The sequence below is a fragment of the Xylanibacter ruminicola 23 genome (assembly GCF_000025925.1).
Classification (GTDB): Bacteria; Bacteroidota; Bacteroidia; order Bacteroidales; family Bacteroidaceae; genus Prevotella; species Prevotella ruminicola.
On the sequence record NC_014033.1, the window covers coordinates 2360784 to 2378207 of the forward strand.

15 protein-coding genes are annotated in these 17424 nt (G+C 50.6%); 8 read left to right on the top strand and 7 right to left on the bottom strand.

Annotated elements, in window-relative coordinates; genetic code table 11:
- Positions 1 to 12: 12 nt before the first annotated feature.
- From gltB to PRU_RS10150, 6 genes are all read right to left on the bottom strand, one after another.
- The gene (gene gltB / locus PRU_RS10125; protein ID WP_013063255.1) at positions 13 to 4506 is read right to left on the bottom strand and encodes a glutamate synthase large subunit; all 4494 of its coding nucleotides are present in this window, start codon (positions 4504 to 4506) and stop codon (positions 13 to 15) included.
- A 155-nt stretch (positions 4507 to 4661) separates the two neighbouring features.
- Positions 4662 to 5030 carry a hypothetical protein gene (locus PRU_RS10130; protein ID WP_041386088.1) on the bottom strand — a complete coding sequence of 123 codons (369 nt, stop codon included), beginning with the start codon at positions 5028 to 5030 and terminating at the stop codon, positions 4662 to 4664.
- A 29-nt stretch (positions 5031 to 5059) separates the two neighbouring features.
- Positions 5060 to 7282, bottom strand: a complete 2223-nt coding sequence (locus PRU_RS10135) for a DUF3987 domain-containing protein (RefSeq protein ID WP_013063610.1) — start codon at positions 7280 to 7282, stop codon at positions 5060 to 5062.
- Positions 7283 to 7531: 249 nt separating this feature from the next.
- A complete protein-coding gene (locus tag PRU_RS16335) occupies positions 7532 to 8230 on the bottom strand; it encodes a BRO family protein (protein ID WP_013063585.1) in 699 nt (232 codons plus the stop codon).
- 463 nt (positions 8231 to 8693) lie between these two features.
- Positions 8694 to 9389 (bottom strand): hypothetical protein, encoded by a 696-nt coding sequence (locus PRU_RS10145; RefSeq protein ID WP_041386090.1) that lies wholly within the window; start codon positions 9387 to 9389, stop codon positions 8694 to 8696.
- 2 nt (positions 9390 to 9391) lie between these two features.
- Positions 9392 to 10027 (bottom strand): hypothetical protein, encoded by a 636-nt coding sequence (locus PRU_RS10150; RefSeq protein ID WP_013065083.1) that lies wholly within the window; start codon positions 10025 to 10027, stop codon positions 9392 to 9394.
- Positions 10028 to 10265: 238 nt separating this feature from the next.
- Here PRU_RS10150 and PRU_RS10155 point away from each other — a divergent pair, with 238 nt between their 5' ends.
- From PRU_RS10155 to PRU_RS10175, 5 genes are all read left to right on the top strand, one after another.
- Positions 10266 to 10490 carry a hypothetical protein gene (locus PRU_RS10155; protein WP_041386092.1) on the top strand — a complete coding sequence of 75 codons (225 nt, stop codon included), beginning with the start codon at positions 10266 to 10268 and terminating at the stop codon, positions 10488 to 10490.
- Positions 10480 to 10821, top strand: coding sequence for a type II toxin-antitoxin system RelE/ParE family toxin (locus PRU_RS10160; RefSeq protein ID WP_041386094.1), 342 nt, complete (start codon positions 10480 to 10482; stop codon positions 10819 to 10821). Before PRU_RS10155 ends, PRU_RS10160 begins: the two co-directional genes overlap by 11 nt.
- A 241-nt stretch (positions 10822 to 11062) precedes the next feature.
- Entirely contained in the window at positions 11063 to 11263 is a 201-nt protein-coding gene (locus PRU_RS10165; protein WP_041386792.1) for a helix-turn-helix transcriptional regulator, read from the top strand.
- A complete protein-coding gene (locus PRU_RS10170; RefSeq protein WP_013065151.1) occupies positions 11260 to 11583 on the top strand; it encodes a HipA N-terminal domain-containing protein in 324 nt (107 codons plus the stop codon). Before PRU_RS10165 ends, PRU_RS10170 begins: the two co-directional genes overlap by 4 nt.
- Positions 11576 to 12520 carry a HipA domain-containing protein gene (locus tag PRU_RS10175; RefSeq protein WP_013063193.1) on the top strand — a complete coding sequence of 315 codons (945 nt, stop codon included), beginning with the start codon at positions 11576 to 11578 and terminating at the stop codon, positions 12518 to 12520. The genes PRU_RS10170 and PRU_RS10175 overlap by 8 nt, the downstream gene beginning before the upstream one ends.
- A gap of 232 nt (positions 12521 to 12752) precedes the next feature.
- Here the strand turns inward: PRU_RS10175 and PRU_RS10180 are convergent, their stop codons facing one another.
- Entirely contained in the window at positions 12753 to 14162 is a 1410-nt protein-coding gene (locus tag PRU_RS10180; protein ID WP_013063573.1) for an Ig-like domain-containing protein, read from the bottom strand.
- A 637-nt stretch (positions 14163 to 14799) separates the two neighbouring features.
- Here PRU_RS10180 and PRU_RS10185 point away from each other — a divergent pair.
- The 3 genes from PRU_RS10185 (at position 14800) to PRU_RS10190 (ending at position 17383) form a co-directional block, all read left to right on the top strand.
- Positions 14800 to 15351, top strand: a complete 552-nt coding sequence (locus tag PRU_RS10185; protein WP_013064352.1) for an HU family DNA-binding protein — start codon at positions 14800 to 14802, stop codon at positions 15349 to 15351.
- 130 nt (positions 15352 to 15481) lie between these two features.
- On the top strand, positions 15482 to 15583 hold the full coding sequence (locus PRU_RS16120; RefSeq protein WP_177168134.1) for a smalltalk protein: 102 nt from the start codon (positions 15482 to 15484) through the stop codon (positions 15581 to 15583).
- Between the two features lie 204 nt (positions 15584 to 15787).
- Positions 15788 to 17383, top strand: coding sequence for a CTP synthase (locus tag PRU_RS10190; RefSeq protein ID WP_013064762.1), 1596 nt, complete (start codon positions 15788 to 15790; stop codon positions 17381 to 17383).
- The last annotated feature ends 41 nt before the right edge of the window (positions 17384 to 17424 follow it).

Sequence of the window (17424 nt, forward strand, 5' to 3'; positions counted from 1 at the left end):
TTTTACATTTTACTAATAGTCGCGCTGGATGTCGGCAATCTTCTCGTGCAGGCGCGCCATCTTCTCTTCTTCGAGCACGCGTTTGTACTCGATAGGCACAACCTGGATAAAGTCCTCGATGTAGCGGTGCCAGTCGTCGAGCATACGTCCTGCCAGGGCCGAGCCTGTGTGCAGATAGTGCTCACGAATCAGCTCCAACAGTTCTTTGCGCGATACGCTGTCCTCAACCAGCGAGAGTTCAACCATATCCATGTTGCAGAAGTAGTCGAATGTGTGATCGGGGTCGTAAACATAGGCCACGCCACCACTCATACCGGCAGCAAAGTTTCGGCCTGTCTTACCCAGCACTACCACACGTCCGCCAGTCATGTACTCGCAGCAGTGGTCGCCGGCACCTTCAATCACAGCGATGGCACCCGAGTTACGCACTCCGAAGCGCTCGCCTACCTTACCATTTATATAGAGTTCGCCCGATGTAGCACCGTAAAGTCCGGTGTTACCTGCGATAATATTTTCTTCAGCCTTAAAGTCGTCGCTGCGGCGAGCTGGAGGCAGAATAGAGATGCGACCACCCGAAAGGCCCTTACCAAAGTAGTCGTTGGTCTCACCCTCGAGGCGCAAATCCAGTCCCTTCACGGCAAAGGCACCGAAACTCTGACCAGCCGAGCCCTTGAACTTAATTTTGATAGTTCCGTCGGGCAGTCCTTCCTCGCCGTACTTCTGGGCAATCACACCACTCAGCATGGTACCCACGGCACGGTCGGTATTCTTGATGGCATAGTCGAGTGTTACCTCTTCCTGGTTCTCGATGGCCTTCTGTGCAGCCTTAATCATCTCCTCGTCCTTCACGCCTGTCACCTTGGTGTAGGCACCGCGATCCCAGTACAGAGCCTTGTCGGTTGCAGGCTTGTGCAGCAAGCGTGCAAAGTCGATGGTCTTCTGCTTGTCGGTAGCGTTCTCGGTGTTCACCTCAATCAGTTCGGTGTGTCCGATAATCTCCTTCAGACTCTTCACGCCGATTTCACTCAGGTATTCGCGCACCTGCTCGGCCAGGAAGGTAAAGAAGTTAACCACGTACTCGGCTCTACCCTCAAAATGCTTACGCAGCTCGGGGTTCTGGGTAGCCACACCCATGGGGCAGGTATTGGTATTACACTTACGCATCATCACACAGCCCAGAACAATCAGGGGCAGTGTTCCGAACGAGAACTCGTCGGCACCAAGCATAGCCATGATTATCACGTCCTTGGCAGTCTTCAGCTGTCCGTCGGTCTGCAGGCGAACCTGGTTACGCAGGCCGTTCATCACCAGTGTCTGCTGGGTCTCGGCCAGTCCGATCTCAGGACTAATACCTGCAAATCGCATACTTGAAGCAGGGCTGGCACCTGTACCACCCTCGGCACCACTGATAACAATCAGATCGGCCTTGGCCTTTGCCACACCAGCGGCAATGGTTCCTACACCGCTCTCGGCCACCAGTTTTACGCTGACGGCAGCTGTGGGGTTGATATTCTTCAGGTCGAAGATAAGCTGTGCCAGGTCCTCGATACTGTAGATATCGTGATGTGGTGGAGGCGAGATGAGCGAGATACCGGGGATGGCGTTACGTGTCTTGGCGATAATCTCGTTAACCTTAAAGCCAGGCAGCTGTCCGCCCTCACCAGGTTTTGCTCCTTGTGCCACCTTAATCTGTATCTCCTCGGCATTCACCAGGTACTCGGCGGTTACACCGAAACGTCCACTGGCAATCTGCTTGGTCTTCGAGCTCAAGCTTACACCGTCAACCTCCGAGTGGTAGCGGGCGTTGTCCTCACCACCCTCACCGGTGTTACTGCGGGCGCCCAGCTTGTTCATGGCCAGTGCCAGTGCCTCGTGGGCCTCGATGCTCAGGGCACCGAAACTCATAGCACCTGTAACAAAATGCTTAACAATGCTTTCTACGCTCTCAACCTCGTCGATTGGGGTTGGCTTAGCAGCCTTCTTGAATCCGAAGAAGTCGCGGATAAAGATGGGGCTCTCCTTCTCATCCACCAGCTTCGACCACTGCTTGAACTTTTCGTAGTTACCCTGACGGGTAGCCAACTGCAGCTTAGCGATGGTCTCGGGGTTCCAGGCGTGCTTAATACCATCCTTACGCCATGCAAACTGGCCCTGGTTCTGCAGCAGTGTCTGCTCCTTGGCAGCCTCGTGCAGCGCAATGGCATCACGGGCTATCTCCTTCAGGCCTACACCACCAATGGTGCTCACCTCGGTACCGAAGTAGCGGCGCAGCAGATCCTCGCTCAGTCCGATGCTCTCAAAGATCTTGGCACCGCGGTAGCTGCGGATGGTGCTGATACCCATCTTACTCATAATCTTCTTCAGACCCTTGTCCACGGCCTTGATGTAGTTCTTCTCGGCGGTGGCGTACTCCTCCTGAATCTTGTGGTGCTTCACCAGATCGTCGAGTACCGCAAACGTCATGTATGGGCACAGGGCGCTGGCTCCGTAACCCAGCAGCAGGGCTGCGTGCATTACCTCGCGAATCTCACCGCTCTCAACAATCAGAGCTGTCTGCACACGCTTACCTACGCTAATCAGGTAGTGGTGAACAGCACTAACGGCCAACAGCGATGGGATGGCGGCATGGGTATCGTCCAGGTCGCGGTCGCTCAGGATAATGTAGTTCACACCCTCATCTACACTGGCTTCGGCCTGGTGGCACAGGTCGTCCAGAGCCTGGCGCAAGCCTTCCTCACCCTTGGCCATCTCAAACACGATAGGCAACTTCTTGGTGTTGAAGCCCTTGTAGCGGATGTTACAAAGTATATCAAGTTGTGTGTTGGTTAAAACTGGTTGCGGCAGGCGCACCATCTTACAGTTAGATGCGTCGGGTGTCAGAATGTTGGTGCCTACAGCGCCGATATACTCGGTTAGACTCATCACCAGTTCCTCGCGGATAGGGTCGATGGCAGGGTTGGTAACCTGTGCAAACTGCTGACGGAAGTAGTTGAACAGCACCTGTGGACGGTCGCTGATAACGGCCAGCGGTGTGTCGTTACCCATGGCAGCTACAGGCTCCTGTCCGGCTGTGGCCATAGGGATAATCGTCTTGTCGATATCCTCCTGACCGAATCCGAAGGTAACCAGCTTCTGCTGCAAGTCGCTCACACCGTTATCCACCTTACGTCCGCTCTTCAGTTTCTCAAGCTGCACGCGGTTCTCGGCCAGCCACTCGCGGTAAGGATGCGCCTTGGCCAGCTTCTCCTTAATCTCGCCATCGTAGTAAATCTTGCCTTCCTGCGTATCAATCAGCAGAATCTTTCCTGGCTGCAGGCGTCCCTTCGAAACCACGTCGCCGGGCTCAAAGTCCATCACGCCAACCTCAGAGGCTACCACCATCATACCTTGCTTGGTGATGGTGTAGCGGCTGGGGCGCAGTCCGTTGCGGTCCAGCATACCGCCTGCGTAGCGACCATCGCTAAACAGCAGTGCGGCAGGACCGTCCCACGGCTCCATCAGGATAGAGTGATATTCGTAGAAGGCTTTCAAATCTTCTGAAATAGGGTTCTTATCGTTAAAGCTCTCGGGCACCAGGATGGCCATGGCCTGTGGCAACGAGAGTCCGCTCATCATCAGGAACTCGAATACGTTGTCCAAGCTGGCCGAGTCGCTCATGCCGTCCTGCACAATCGGGCGCAAGTCCTTGATATCGCCCAGCGCCTCGCTGCTCAGCACACTCTCTCTTGCCTTCATCCAGCCGCGGTTACCACGAATGGTGTTAATCTCACCGTTGTGGGCCAGCAGACGGAAAGGCTGTGCCAGCTTCCATTTTGGGAATGTATTAGTCGAGAAACGCGAGTGAACCAAGGCCAGTCCGCTCGTAAAGTAATCGTTCGAAAGATCAGGGAAATAGCGACGCAGCTGTCCGCTGGTAAGCATCCCCTTGTAGATAATATTCTTGCTTGATAGCGAGCACAAGTAGAAGTCCTCATCATCAATGCGGTTCTCAATGCGCTTGCGTACCTTATATAATATACGCTCAAACACGGGCACGTTATCCTCCGACACGCCCGTTACAAATATCTGCTTAATGTCGGGTTCCACCTCGCGGGCAGCCACACCCAGCACCTCGGGGTTGGTGGGCACCGTACGCAGGTGCATCAGCTGCAGGCCCTCGCGCTCAATCTCCTCAATCATCACGCTCAGAATCTGCTGCTGGGCCTTCTCGTCCTTAGGCAGAAAAACCAGACCAGTGCCGTACTTACCCTTTTCGGGCACGGGGATACCCTGTAACAAAATAAACTCGTGGGGTATCTGTACCATGATACCCGCACCATCACCGGTCTTGTCGCGTGTCTCGGCGCCACGGTGTTCCATGTTCTCAAGCACCTTCAGTGCATTGTCAACCAGATCATGACTTTTTCCGCCGTGTATGTTAACCACCATACCCACGCCGCAAGCATCATGCTCATAGTCAGATTGGTAGAGTCCTTTTTTGGGTTGAGTTTGCTTTCTTTTTGTCATATTATCCTTTGTTAATCTTACATTTTGTCCGATTTCGACCGCAAAGGTATAACGTTTTGCTATCAAACAAGCCGAAACGCTGACGTTTTTATCTACATTTTTGTCGAAAATAACAATCTGTAAGCAAATCGCATTGAAATGCTTACAGATTGAAACTAATTTTTCTTTTTCTTATTAACATTTAACGGTGTGCTATGCGGAAAGGCTACGCTATAGGCACTGTCGAGCGCCTTCAGATCGATGCGCCAGAAGCTGATGCCGGTGCTTACGGCCACGATGGCACGCAGCAGCTCGCGATGCTTGCGCGGATAGAGATTGGGCAGAGGCAGCTCGTTCCAGCCCTCCTGCTCGCACAGATGGCACACGTGCCATATCATATCATCGTTGGCCGCAGCACCGAACCATGCTTTCAGCACGTTACGTATGCAGAAGCGCTTGCACTGCCCGCCCAGCAGGCGCCTTGTGCGCTCCAGCTTGCGCCAGAGCTGCACAAAACATTCTTGATTATTTTCGATTTTGACCATTTTGACTTTGACATTTTTAACCATGACTATTATGACACCTTACGATAATTACCATTCTCATCGATTGTTACCAGCCCCTGTTTGCGCCAGTTTTTCAGCATCTGGCGCACGGTGTTGATGTTAACCTGGGCACCCTTGATGGCCACCGAGTGCTGCATGGCCTGATCGAACGTAAACTGGCAGTCCAGTCGCCCAAAAATCGAGTCGTTCTTGCCACGCTTGGTGCGTTCACCATTCATACCGCCAGCATAATCACGACTCTGGAAAGCGTTCTCTATGCGGTCGCGGAAAAAGTACAGGGCATTCTCCAGCAGCTGGTCGGCTATCACATCGTAGGCATCCAGCATGGTTGGTGTCTGTGCTTTCAGCAGCAGCTCTTTCCACAGCCCGGGCTGCTGTTTCAGCTTTGCCTCGGCACCGGTCAAGCCGTGCTTCTGTATCAGTGTTTCGCACACCTTGCAAAGCATCAGGCAGCACGTCATTCGCTGGGCTGTTACGCACACGCGGAAACGCTGACGGGCACGGGTCCTATCGTCGTTCTTCATCGTTTCCAGTCGTATTTTCTCCAGCCACTCCCTACCCCTTGCCTCCAGCTTGGGCAGCACCACCTCGCCGAACATCAGCGGTAGCAAGTGTGCCACCTGCTGTATGCGGTCGCGCTGGCGATCGGTCAACACGTTAGGCTTATCCTCCAGCGGTGCAAAGGTATTGTCGGGTGTGCGGGCCACGGCAATACGACTCTGGAATCCGTCGGTGTAGTTGTTTACCACACGATACAGTGCATCGGGCGTACCGCACATACACACGTTCCACAGCAGGTGCTCTATATGTACGTTAACGGCATCGGCACTGCGGGCTTCGCGTTCGTACTTACTGCCGTCGTAACTCTGTCGCAGCATCACCGAAAAGTCGCTCATGGTCGATTTCCATTTCTGCGCTACCGTATCCGCCTCGGGTGTGAACGAAAAACCGTGCTTACCCTCGGTGTTGGCCAGTCGCTCGGCCAGGTTGGCCACGGTGTTGTTCAGCGTCAGGCAGCGCACGGGCAGCTTTGGTTCTTCGGGCTGTTCCTTCTTGTTTTTGGCGGCACGTTTCTTGGCGCGCCACTCATCCTCCTGCTGCTGGTACATCTTGTCGAGCGCAGCCACCTCGCTCATCCAGGCCTCTACCACAGGGTCGATACTCCCCTTACCACTGGCAAAGTCGCCGGCTATGTAAGATATCAGATTCAGTCCGCGCTTGGTGCCGTGCACATCCAACTGTACGCCCGTAGCCAGCGTACCGATACAAGGGCAGATGGCCGTTACAACCGGCATCGCCAGTCCCGCACCCACGGCATCTACAGAGTCCTTCACTCCCTGCGGAAGCTTAGGGATTTTTAGCAACGGACTACAGGACTCTAGGAGGTTTTGTTCACCCAAGTCAACTTCTTCAGCATCTATACAATCAGTCTTGTCAGTCCTCTTGTCCGTGGCTAAACAATTAAGCACATTTTTTAATCGCAGCGGGAAACCGTTGTACTCCGAGGTGAGGGCGTTCTTGATTTTTTCGCGTTTTTCCTCGGGGGTAAAGCCATCGTAGCAGGGTATCACCTGATCCAGCCAGTCGGCATTCTTGCCACAGATATGGCGCAGGTCGCAGGCCAGTTGGTAGGTAAGCGTATCGCGGTCGCCCTCGGTAGGTTCATAGCCCTGGTTGTTCACCTCCCAGTACTTTTTGATAATCCTATCAAACGGTATCCCGTGGTACTGCGTAGGATATTTTTTTTGCAACGGAACACAGGACTTTAGGATTTTTCCTTCGAGGGAATTGTCAACAGAATCAGTCTTGTTAGTCCTGTTGTCCGTTCTTGCGTCCCCCCGGTAGCAAGCGAGCGGAGCTCGAGCGGCTAAATCTATCTCAAACAGTTCATCATCCAAGTAAATCAGTTCATTGCCCGATGTAGTAAAGAACACGCGGGTGATATCCTTAGCCCCACTATCATAAGCTACAGATATCAACTCGCTCGCCCATTTCAGGTTCTCCTCCTGACTCAGTTCGGGCTTTCGCGCAAACACCAGATGGTAGCCACCACCACGGGCACTCTCCTCCATCATCTTCAATCCCAGCTCATCTTTCTTAGCTAAGATGCGCTCACGTACGGCGGGCATCTCATCGGGTGTCAGGTGGTCGATATCCATGCCAACGGTGGTGCTCATTCGGGTGCTGCCCTTTAGGCTGCCATCATCGTTAGGCAGACAGCTGTAGTTCATCTGCAGCAGCTTGTGTTTCAAAGCCTCCTCACCTGCGCGTATCCGCTGCACCAATTGCTGTTGCTCGCCACCATTTCGCAAACTCAAATACTCCTCTCTCGTTAGGACGGGACGCATCATCTTCGCCCCATCCTTTATATAAATTACATGTACACTCATAGTTTTTCATTTTTTTGCAACGGATAACAGGACTTTACGATTTTTCTAATCAATCTTGTCAGTCCTGTAGTCCGTTGCTAAATATATTTATTAGAAATTAGGATAACCAAGTTTAGAATTAAGGAATCTCACGCCATCAAGGGTCCAGGTCATATAAACCTTTACTTTCTTCTGGCCCTTTAAACTATAGGATACGTGCGTGCGCAGGCGTGTAAGGTTGCGGTCGGCCAGATCGTCGCTGATGTTCCAATGCCCATCGCGGCGGTACTGTATGCCCATGTCGCGCAGAATGGCGTTAAAGTCGTAGGTAGTCATGTTAAACGTCTTGGCCACCTGCGTAGCCGTCAGTGTATCCTCGGCGGGCTCGTTCAGCATGCGCAAGGTGTTACCAACAATCGCATCGGCTCGGTGCAGGATTTCAACGGCAGAAAGGTCGCGGCCATCAGCAGCGCGGGTTGGAATGTAACCGCCCGTCTGGCGAATCTGTGGCAGCACCTCGCTGGTAACCCAGTGCTTAAAGGCCTTGGCTTGTGGAAGCTTGGATGAGAGGATGAGTGCGTAAAGTCCGCTCTCGTTGATGATGATGACACTTCGAACTTGACCTGACAGAACGAATCGTTCGGTCAGCTTATCGTCGTCGTCAATATGGTCGCGAATAGCTTTCGGGGTATTAGTATACCCCAATGCTGTGGCAACATCCTTAGCCACAAACATGATTTGATTATTAACCTGGCAAGTACGAATCTCGCCGAAAATTTCACTAGTAAAAATCTGTATTGCTGTTTTCATTTTGTTGTGAGTTTAGCGAGGGAAGAGGCATCTGAAACGCTGGCCAGCTTGTCTCATGAGATTCCTTCTGCTCACTTCACTCAGCATCCCGCTGCCTTTTCAGCGGGGATAAATTGTTATTAATGTTTGTTGTTGTGCATCAGTCATGGATTAGAATAACTAAGGTACGCATGTGTATGCATATGTGCTGTGTACGCTCGGGCCTACCCGTGCGTTTCGAAGTATCAACATGTCAAAGAACGCTTTCGAAGTATGTGCCTCTCGCCAGAGGTGCTTCTATAGTAATAATGTTTGGGGAGTCAGCGTTAATTGGAAAAAAGAAATAACGCTGAGCGAAAAAGTTGGGTATAGCACATAAAAAAAAACGCAGAAATCCTTGCTATAAAGGTTTTCTGCGAATCTCAAAAAAAATCGAAAAAAAATTCTGCCTTCAGCCGCAAACGCTGAGTGAGGCTATTTTTCGCTAAGCGGTCATTTCATCGAACAGCGCGTCTAAATCCTGATAGGGATCCAGCAAACGCACCAGCCACTTGATGGTTTCCATCTTGTCTATCGGAGCCGTCGTACAGCGTAGGCGGTCGTTACCAAACTCCTTGTTACCCTCTTTGTTCCAGAAGTGAGCGTTAACCATCACCCAAATGCTGTAGCCCTCGGGCAGACCAACGTATTTCTTGCGGGTCACCAATTCACGGAACAGCTCGGCCAGCACATTCACATCGTCGAGCCAAACCACACGGGCGTAGCTTTCCTGGCCTGAGAACAAGTCGATGAAGTCGCGCTGCTGCGTATTGGCTGCAATCCAGCCCATCTGAACCAGTGCCGTATAGAGTTTCTGAAGCCTGTCGTTCGTCTCGCCACGTTTGGCTTTGTACGAGAACGTCTTGCCAATCTTCTCGCTGGTTTTCTTTGGACGGCCACGTTTGGCGGGTATTTTAACCACCCTGCCGTTGTTGTTGTTGTCAGAGGCAGGCGATCCTTGCAGCCGCTGTTTATCGTATCTCTCCATATCCTTAAGAAAACTGAGAATCCTCGGGTCGTGCGTCTCGATATAATCGGTTATACGCTGCTCAAGGGCAGCCTTTCCAGTCTGCCATCCACAAATCCTGAATACATCCTCGATGCCTTCAAGATTAATGCCTTGTGTATTCGTTGTCGCCACGCCTATAGGTTCTCTACAAATCCTTCTGCCGTTGATGATTCGGGAGTGTATTTAATCTTTATAACGTGGTCGTATAAGTCCTCCCAGTACTCACGTTCCTCAGTCAGACGTTTGCCCAATTCTTCAAGCGTTGGCTCAATGTGGTGTAGATTCAGGATTGTCAACTCCATGAGCTGTGCAAAGTAGCCGTCACTACAACCGCCAACTTCGATGCCAACCTCGACAACCGGTTCTTTCGACTTGAAGCCGATGCCATATTCGCGCAGTTTCTCTTTCAGCGGTTCGGCCTCTTCGGCAGAATTTTCCCAGGCTTCGTATCCCCAAGGATCGTCACCATCCGCGTTTGCTTTCTGTGTTGCGCGTTGGATGCACAGCAGGAAGAACTTCTGCACGTCTATGCGCATGTCGTCCTCGCTGCAAAGCACTTCGCAGTCGGTCAGTTCCGCACGGTTCCACACCACACCTTTTGCGCCATGCTTGTACTGCACAATCGGATGACTGTGCGTTTCCAACGTATATTTGCCGTCCTCACCGATGCGGCTTTCGCCCACAATGTACGTAGCTATATGCTTGCCCACCTCGCCATTACAATAGATGTAGTCGAAGGGCGCTTCCAGTTTTAAAATCTGAGTTTCCATAAAATCCTGTATAGTAACATTCTTTTCGGTTGCAAAAATAATACTTTTCTATCAATAAAGCATGCAAAAAATCAAAAATGTTACACAAACGGTTCCATATTACCTGATGCCACAGAACCGTCCCCTGACAGGTTTCGGCACGGCTCTCGTTTTGCGATTTTTTATTTTCTGATTGAAAAACTTGCACGTTTCAAAAATACTTCGTATCTTTGCAACCGTAAGACAAATTTATCGCATTATGACAGCAATTACTATCAACATTCCCAATCACGAAGTCAGCTTCTTTAAGAAGATGATGGCGAAGATGGGGTGGACGTACAGCGAAACCGATGTTGTGCGGTCAGCTGCCACACCCAAGGAGAAGACACTCGCCAAGGTTGACCACGCTTTCAAACAGTTGCGTCAAATGAAAGACGGCCAGTTGGAAGGTGTTAATGCGGAGGATTTGCTTAATGAACTGTAAGATTGAAGCAACCCCAGACTTTGCCCGCGAACTCAAACAACTCGCCAAGCGCTATCCCTCGATGAAGGACGACTATCGTAACTTCATCGATGCACTACGCAAGTCACCCCTCATGGGCGAGCCGCTTGGCAAACACCTACGCAAGGTCCGTTTCTCAATTGCATCAAAGGCCAGGGGGAAGAGTGGTGGCGCTAGGGTTATCACTCATACTGTGCTTGTGGAGTCTGATGGTGCAGACATCAAGCTTGTTACTATCTACGACAAGTCTGACCAAGTCAACATAACAGACAAGGAACTGAAGCAACTGATGAAGAAGAATGGTCTCGAATAGTATATTACGCCAGCACTGTGATACCATTTATATATGAGGTTATCGCCATCCAAGCGTAGCAAAAAATACAGAGAGCCATGCCCCAGCGGCACGGCTCTCTTTTTGCGATGCGATAACTCTGCGAAAGGGATTTTTATATCTGTTCGGGTATAATTTTGTTATAATTACTTAAAATTATACCCGTATTGATATAATCAAACGATTTAATACTTATCTTTGTACCCGTTAAGGTATAATGATAATGACTTTATCGGAGTATATTAAGCAAAAAAGGAAAGAAAACGGCCTTTCTCAGGTTGAATTAGCAGAGAGGGCCGGAGTAGGTCTCAGGTTTGTGAGAGACTTGGAACAGGGGAAGCAGACCTTGCGAATGGACAAGGTTAACGACGTGCTGGCCCTGTTTGGCGAATGTCTCGGACCAGTAAAAACTAACGTTGTATGAAACAGGCAGGTATTTTTGTAAACGACGTCTTTTGTGGTATATTGACAGAGGACGAAGAAGGGTTTCATTTTGCTTACGACAAATCGTATCTTGAACGTAAGGATGCAGCCCCAGTAAGTCCCACTATGCCTCTTACGCAACGGCAATACGACAAGGAAATGATGTTCCCTGTTTTCGACGGACTCATACCTGAGGGATGGCTGCTGGATATTGCCTCTTCGTCGTGGAAGATTAATCCACGCGACAGGATGTCGCTCTTAATGGCATGTTGCAAGGATTGTATTGGAAACATCAGTGTAAAACCAATGAGCCATGAGTAAGTGCCTGTTTTGTTATAAAGAACTGGAAGAAGGCCAGATTGACGTTCATCCTGCATGCGCCAGAAAGTTTTTCGGCAGTACTGATGTGCCCATCATTCCTTATACTCGTGATAACATGTCGGAACTGGCCCGACAGGTTATTCGTACCAGTGCATCTGTTACGGGTGTGCAGGCAAAAATGTCGCTCGACGTGAATCGTGGCAGCAGAAAAGAACCGGCCAAGTTCACCATTGTCGGACTTTGGGGTAAGTATATCTTCAAGCCGCAAAGCGGGCATTATCCCTGTCTGCCTGAATTAGAAGACCTGACGATGAAGATGGCCGAAGCTGCCCGTATCCGTACAGCCCGACATACACTGATCCGACTGGCTGATGGCGAACTGGGCTATCTGACGCTCCGTATGGACCGTGGGCGGAAAGGCGAGAAGATTTCGATGCTTGATATGTGCCAACTTACCAACCGGCTTACAGAACATAAGTATTACGGCACCTACCAGCAATTGGCCGATACCATCAAGAAATATTCATCAGCCCCCATGCTCGACGTACAGCGGTTTTGGGAAGTGGTGTTATTCTCTTGGATAACAGGCAACTCAGACATGCACTGCAAGAACTTCTCGCTGATAGATACAGGAGGCGGTAAGTATGCTTTGGCTCCAGCTTACGACCTGCTTGCCGTGTTGCTGGCCGACCCTGCGGATACCGACGAGATGGCAATGACATTTACGGTGGGTGGCCAGAAAATAGGGTTCGACCGCAATACCTTCATGACTGCTTTTACCCAGAGTGGTATTCCTGTTGCCGTTGCATCTAAAATGATAGATCGCATGAAGCGCAATCTCCCCGTATGGGAAGAGCTTGTCAGCCAATCCTTCTTGCCAGATAAGATGAAGGCAGCCTATTGTGATTTGCTACGAAAACGAATAAGCAAATTATAGCACAAAAAACAACCGCCAGTTCAGGCGGATTCCCCGCTAAAACCGGGCAGTGTCGCGAATCGCGACGGCACCCCCCCAAACCACTGCCCTGATTCAGGGCACTGGTTTTTATCCGTCAGAAAGCGATCAGCCGTTTTATGTACAAAAAAGTCGCCCACACACAAAAAGTGCCCGCGCCATCGCGGCGCAGAGCACTTGAACTTAAAATTACGATAACGTTCTTATTGTGACTTTAATAGCCTACTCTTACGTATTTTGTAGTTGGTGTGGTAGCTGCAGTGTACTCTGTCCAAGATGTACCATCGTCGCAGGTCTCAATCTTGCCGGATGTGTAGCCGGCATCCTTGGTGAGGGTGACTTGGTTAAAAGCTTTACCCCCGGCACATTCAGCCCACAGCTTGCCGCCATGGACGGTGACGTTTGAATTGGTGCCGCCCGTAATTCCTTTGCTGTTTCCCTTACCTACGGCCTTGACATCGCCTCCGTAGATATTCATTGAGCCATTGGAAGCCAGATGAATTCCGTAACCGTAATTAGAACCTGTGTATGTGTATTCGGCATCAATCGACCCGCCATATACGTTAAATGTATCTATACCATAGAAGCCGCCACAATTTCCAGAAGAAGTAGTTGATTTTACCTGGCAGCCGTGAACTTCCAATGTGGTTATGTACTTAATGGCATCACCATTTTGGCAATTAACAACCAATTGGCCTGTCTTATTGGCTTGGCCATAAATGCTGAGACTGTAGCTTTGGCCGCCATTAATCAGGTTGGCAGTCAACTTGGCGCCGTCCTTGATAATCAGTTCGACATTACCCTTTAATGTGATATTTCCGTTGATGGTGACATTGCCTTCCACCACATAGGTGCCAGCTGCCCAATTGACATTCCCGCTAGCATTCTCCACCGTGGTATAAGTATCCGGCATCAGTGTTGCCACCAGTTCCTTCATCGTGTTATCCCACTTCAGATAGATCGCTTTCACGGTCACCTTGATGGCTGTGGCTGCAATCTCGCTGTCGGCGTGCTGGGCATCGGCCTTGGCGTAGTACCATATATAGTAGGTGCCTGCTGCCAGTGTTGCTGCCGTGGGCACTGTGGCGTTGAAGCCATCGGTAGTGGTGGGCTGCGTGTTAGTCTCAGTCACCTGATACATCATCGTGCCGCCGTCGGCCTCGCCTGCTGTAACAAGGGCTGTGGCTGAGCCTGCGAGGATGTCGCCCGCTGTTGCTACAGGATCAGTAGTGATAGTAGCAGCTGGGAGGGTGGCTGGTTTAACTGTTACCACGTAGGATTTCGAATCGGTGAGGAAGATTTTCTTGCCGCCGGTGCTGTAGCCAGTAGCGGTAGCGGTGATGGTAGTTGTGCCCTCAGCTTTGGCGGTTACAAGGCCCTCGTTGTCAACCGTAGCCACATCGGTTTTGCTTGATGTGTACTCTACCACGGCTGTGGTCACCGATATAGCTTTGCGCCTATAGGTATCGCCAACCTTGAGGGTTACGGGCTTGTCGCTCATTGAGAGGTAAGCCGGTATGGGATTGTCTTCGCTGGCGAAGATGTCGTCGCAAGCCGTAAAGAGCACAGCCAAGCAGCACATCAGCGATGCCTGCAGCAGTCTTGAAATACTTTTCTTTGTCATGATTAGATCGTTTAAATATTAAAATTGTTATTTCGGTAAAAATATGTCGTTGGGTTCTCTGCTGCAAAGGTAAAAAATTTTTCGGCTGCATTCACCCCCCCCCGAGTTAAATTTTGTTAATCTAATAGATATTTCTAAGTTTCGTAGCACAAAACACCGCCGACATCCCTTTAAAATAAGCAGATATCGGAGAGAGGGGTTATGATTGCTCGGTGGTCATGGTGGTCAAGGTCAAAGTGGTCATTTTCGTTTTCGGAAACGCGGTCATTGCTCACTATATATAAATAGAATATTTATATTATAGTGGCGGAATTTGACAGTTGGTTTTCGATTTTGACCAAAATGACTTTGACCATCGCGACCGCGATGCGACATTAAACATGAAACATTAAACATTAAACATTAAAGATTAAACATTAAATATTCGTGAACCGCAATGGTAATGTTGTACCTTTGCATCGTTGATTTGAGAGAGATAATTTGCGCGCCCACGAGAAAAAATTTACGGGCCCACGGGGGAGGCGATTTTTCGATTGAAATGAGACAGCGAGAGATTAAACATTAAACATTCTTGCGTCCCTTCGGTAGCAAGCGCCACCCTACGGGATGTCGAGCGAAACATTAAACATTAAAGATTATGGCATTGAAAGTAAAAGCTAAGGAACAGTTGCAGAACATCGGCAAGTATGCTGGTAAGTATCGTTACGTGATGATGCCGGAGCTGTACACGGCTCTGACTCAGGACAAGGTGATTAAGGAGGCTGCTCTGCGCAGCGGCGTGAGCAAGGGTGTGATGCAGGCCTGCTGGGATGCGGCTGGCGAGGTGATTAAGGCATGGGCCACCGAAGGTCACTCGGTTGCGCTGCCCGGACTGGGTACCATGCGATTCGGCTTGCGCGCCAAGAGCGTTGAGAAGGTGGACGAGGTGAAGGCCGGACTGATTTCGAGTCGCCGCATTATCTTTACCCCCGACACCGATCTGAAGGAGGAGCTGTCGAAGACGGCCGTGCAGATTACCTGCTTTGACCGCGACGGCAAGGAGGTGAAGCGCGTGACCAGTACCGACGATGGTAACGTGGAGGACCCCGACCAGCCTACCAATGGCGACAACGGTGGAAACACCGGAGGCGGAAACCAGGGCGGTAACACCGGAGGCGGCGGTCACAGCAATGAACCAATCGGCGATTAGTTTTTAGGCACGGATTAACACGGCCTTTTTAAAAAAGGACACGGCTGTTATCAACGAAAAAAAGCAGCGTTTCTCTAAAAGAGAGCCGTGTAATCCGTGCCAAATTATTAACCATCAAACATTAAACATTATGAGTAAGAGAGAAACCATCAAGTTTATCGTGCAAATGATTGCAAGTATCGCTACGGCGATAGTAACGGCGCTGGGCACGACCAGCTGCATGAGCATGTGAACGGAGCTGCATGAGCATGTGAACGGAGCGGCCATCAATCAATGTGATTGGTGGCCGTTTTTGTTTTAATCTGTAAGCAAAATAAAAGCGATTGCTTTCAGGTTGATAGTTGGAGCCAAAATGAAGATTTAAAATTATGCCCTAATATTGACTGGAAACGGGAAAATGCTTACCTTTGCAGTCCATAAAAAGGATAAGGTTTTTATGGAAACAAAGTACATTTTCGTAACAGGTGGTGTGGTTTCCTCATTAGGCAAGGGAATTATATCGGCCAGCATTGGAAAGTTGCTGCAGGCACGCGGCTACAAAGTAACTATACAGAAATTCGACCCGTACATTAACATCGACCCGGGCACGCTGAACCCCTACGAGCACGGCGAGTGCTACGTAACAGCCGACGGCTTTGAGACCGACCTGGACCTGGGACACTACGAGCGATTTACAGGCATACACACAACACGAAACAACAGCATAACAACAGGACGCATTTACAAAACGGTAATCGACCGTGAGCGTCGCGGCGACTACCTGGGTAAAACGATCCAGGTAGTGCCACATATCACAGACGAGATTAAGCACCGCATGCTGCGCGAGGGCCTTGACGAAGGCTTCGACTTTATCATTACCGAGGTGGGCGGCACCATCGGCGACATTGAGAGTGCCCCATTTATGGAGGCTATCCGACAGCTGCGTTACCAGCTGGGCCGCAATGCCGTATGCGTACACCTTACGTATGTACCTTACTTAAAAGCCGCCGACGAGTTGAAGACCAAACCCACACAGCACAGCGTGAAGGAACTGCAGGGTATGGGTATTCAGCCCGATATCCTGGTACTGCGCACCGAGCGCCATCTTGACGACGGCATGCGCATGAAGGTGGCATCGTTCTGCAACGTGGATCTGGAGTGCGTGGTGCAGAGCGAGGACCTGCCCAGCATTTACGAGGTGCCCGTGAACATGCAGCACCAGGGACTTGACGCAGCCATTATGCGTAAGATTGGTATTCCCGTAGGCGAGACACCTGCCATGAAGCCCTGGCGCGATTTCCTTGACAAGCAGCGCCGTGCCACCAACGAGGTACACATCGGACTGGTAGGAAAATACGACCTGCAGGATGCTTACAAGAGTATTCGCGAGAGCCTGAATCTGGCTGGTATCTACAACGATGTGAAGGTAAAAATGCACTTTGTGAACAGCGAGGAGATTACCAAAGCCAATGTGGCCGAGAAGCTGAAGGGTCTGGCTGGAATCGTGGTTTGTCCGGGATTCGGACAGCGCGGTATCGAGGGTAAGATCATTGCCGCCGAATACACCCGCACCAACGATATCCCCACATTCGGTATCTGCTTGGGTATGCAGATGATGGTGATTGAGTTTGCCCGCAACGTGCTGGGCTACAAGGATGCCAACAGCATGGAGATGGACGAGAACACGCCACACAACGTGATAGACATTATGGAGGAGCAGAAGAATATTACCGAGATGGGCGGCACCATGCGCCTGGGCGCTTACGAGTGTGAGCTGGTAAAGGGCAGCCGCGTGTACGAGGCCTACGGCGAGGAGACACTCATCAAGGAGCGCCACCGCCACCGCTACGAGTTTAACAACAAGTACCAGGAGGAGTACGAGGCCAAGGGCATGAAGTGCGTAGGTATCAACCCCGATGCCAACCTGGTAGAAATCGTAGAGATACCCGAGAAGCGCTGGTACATCGGTACCCAGTTCCACCCCGAATACTCATCTACGGTACTGAACCCACACCCACTGTTTATGAGCTTCATTGCAGAATGCAAACATTAAACATTAAAGATTAAACATTAAACATTAAAGAGTAAACATTA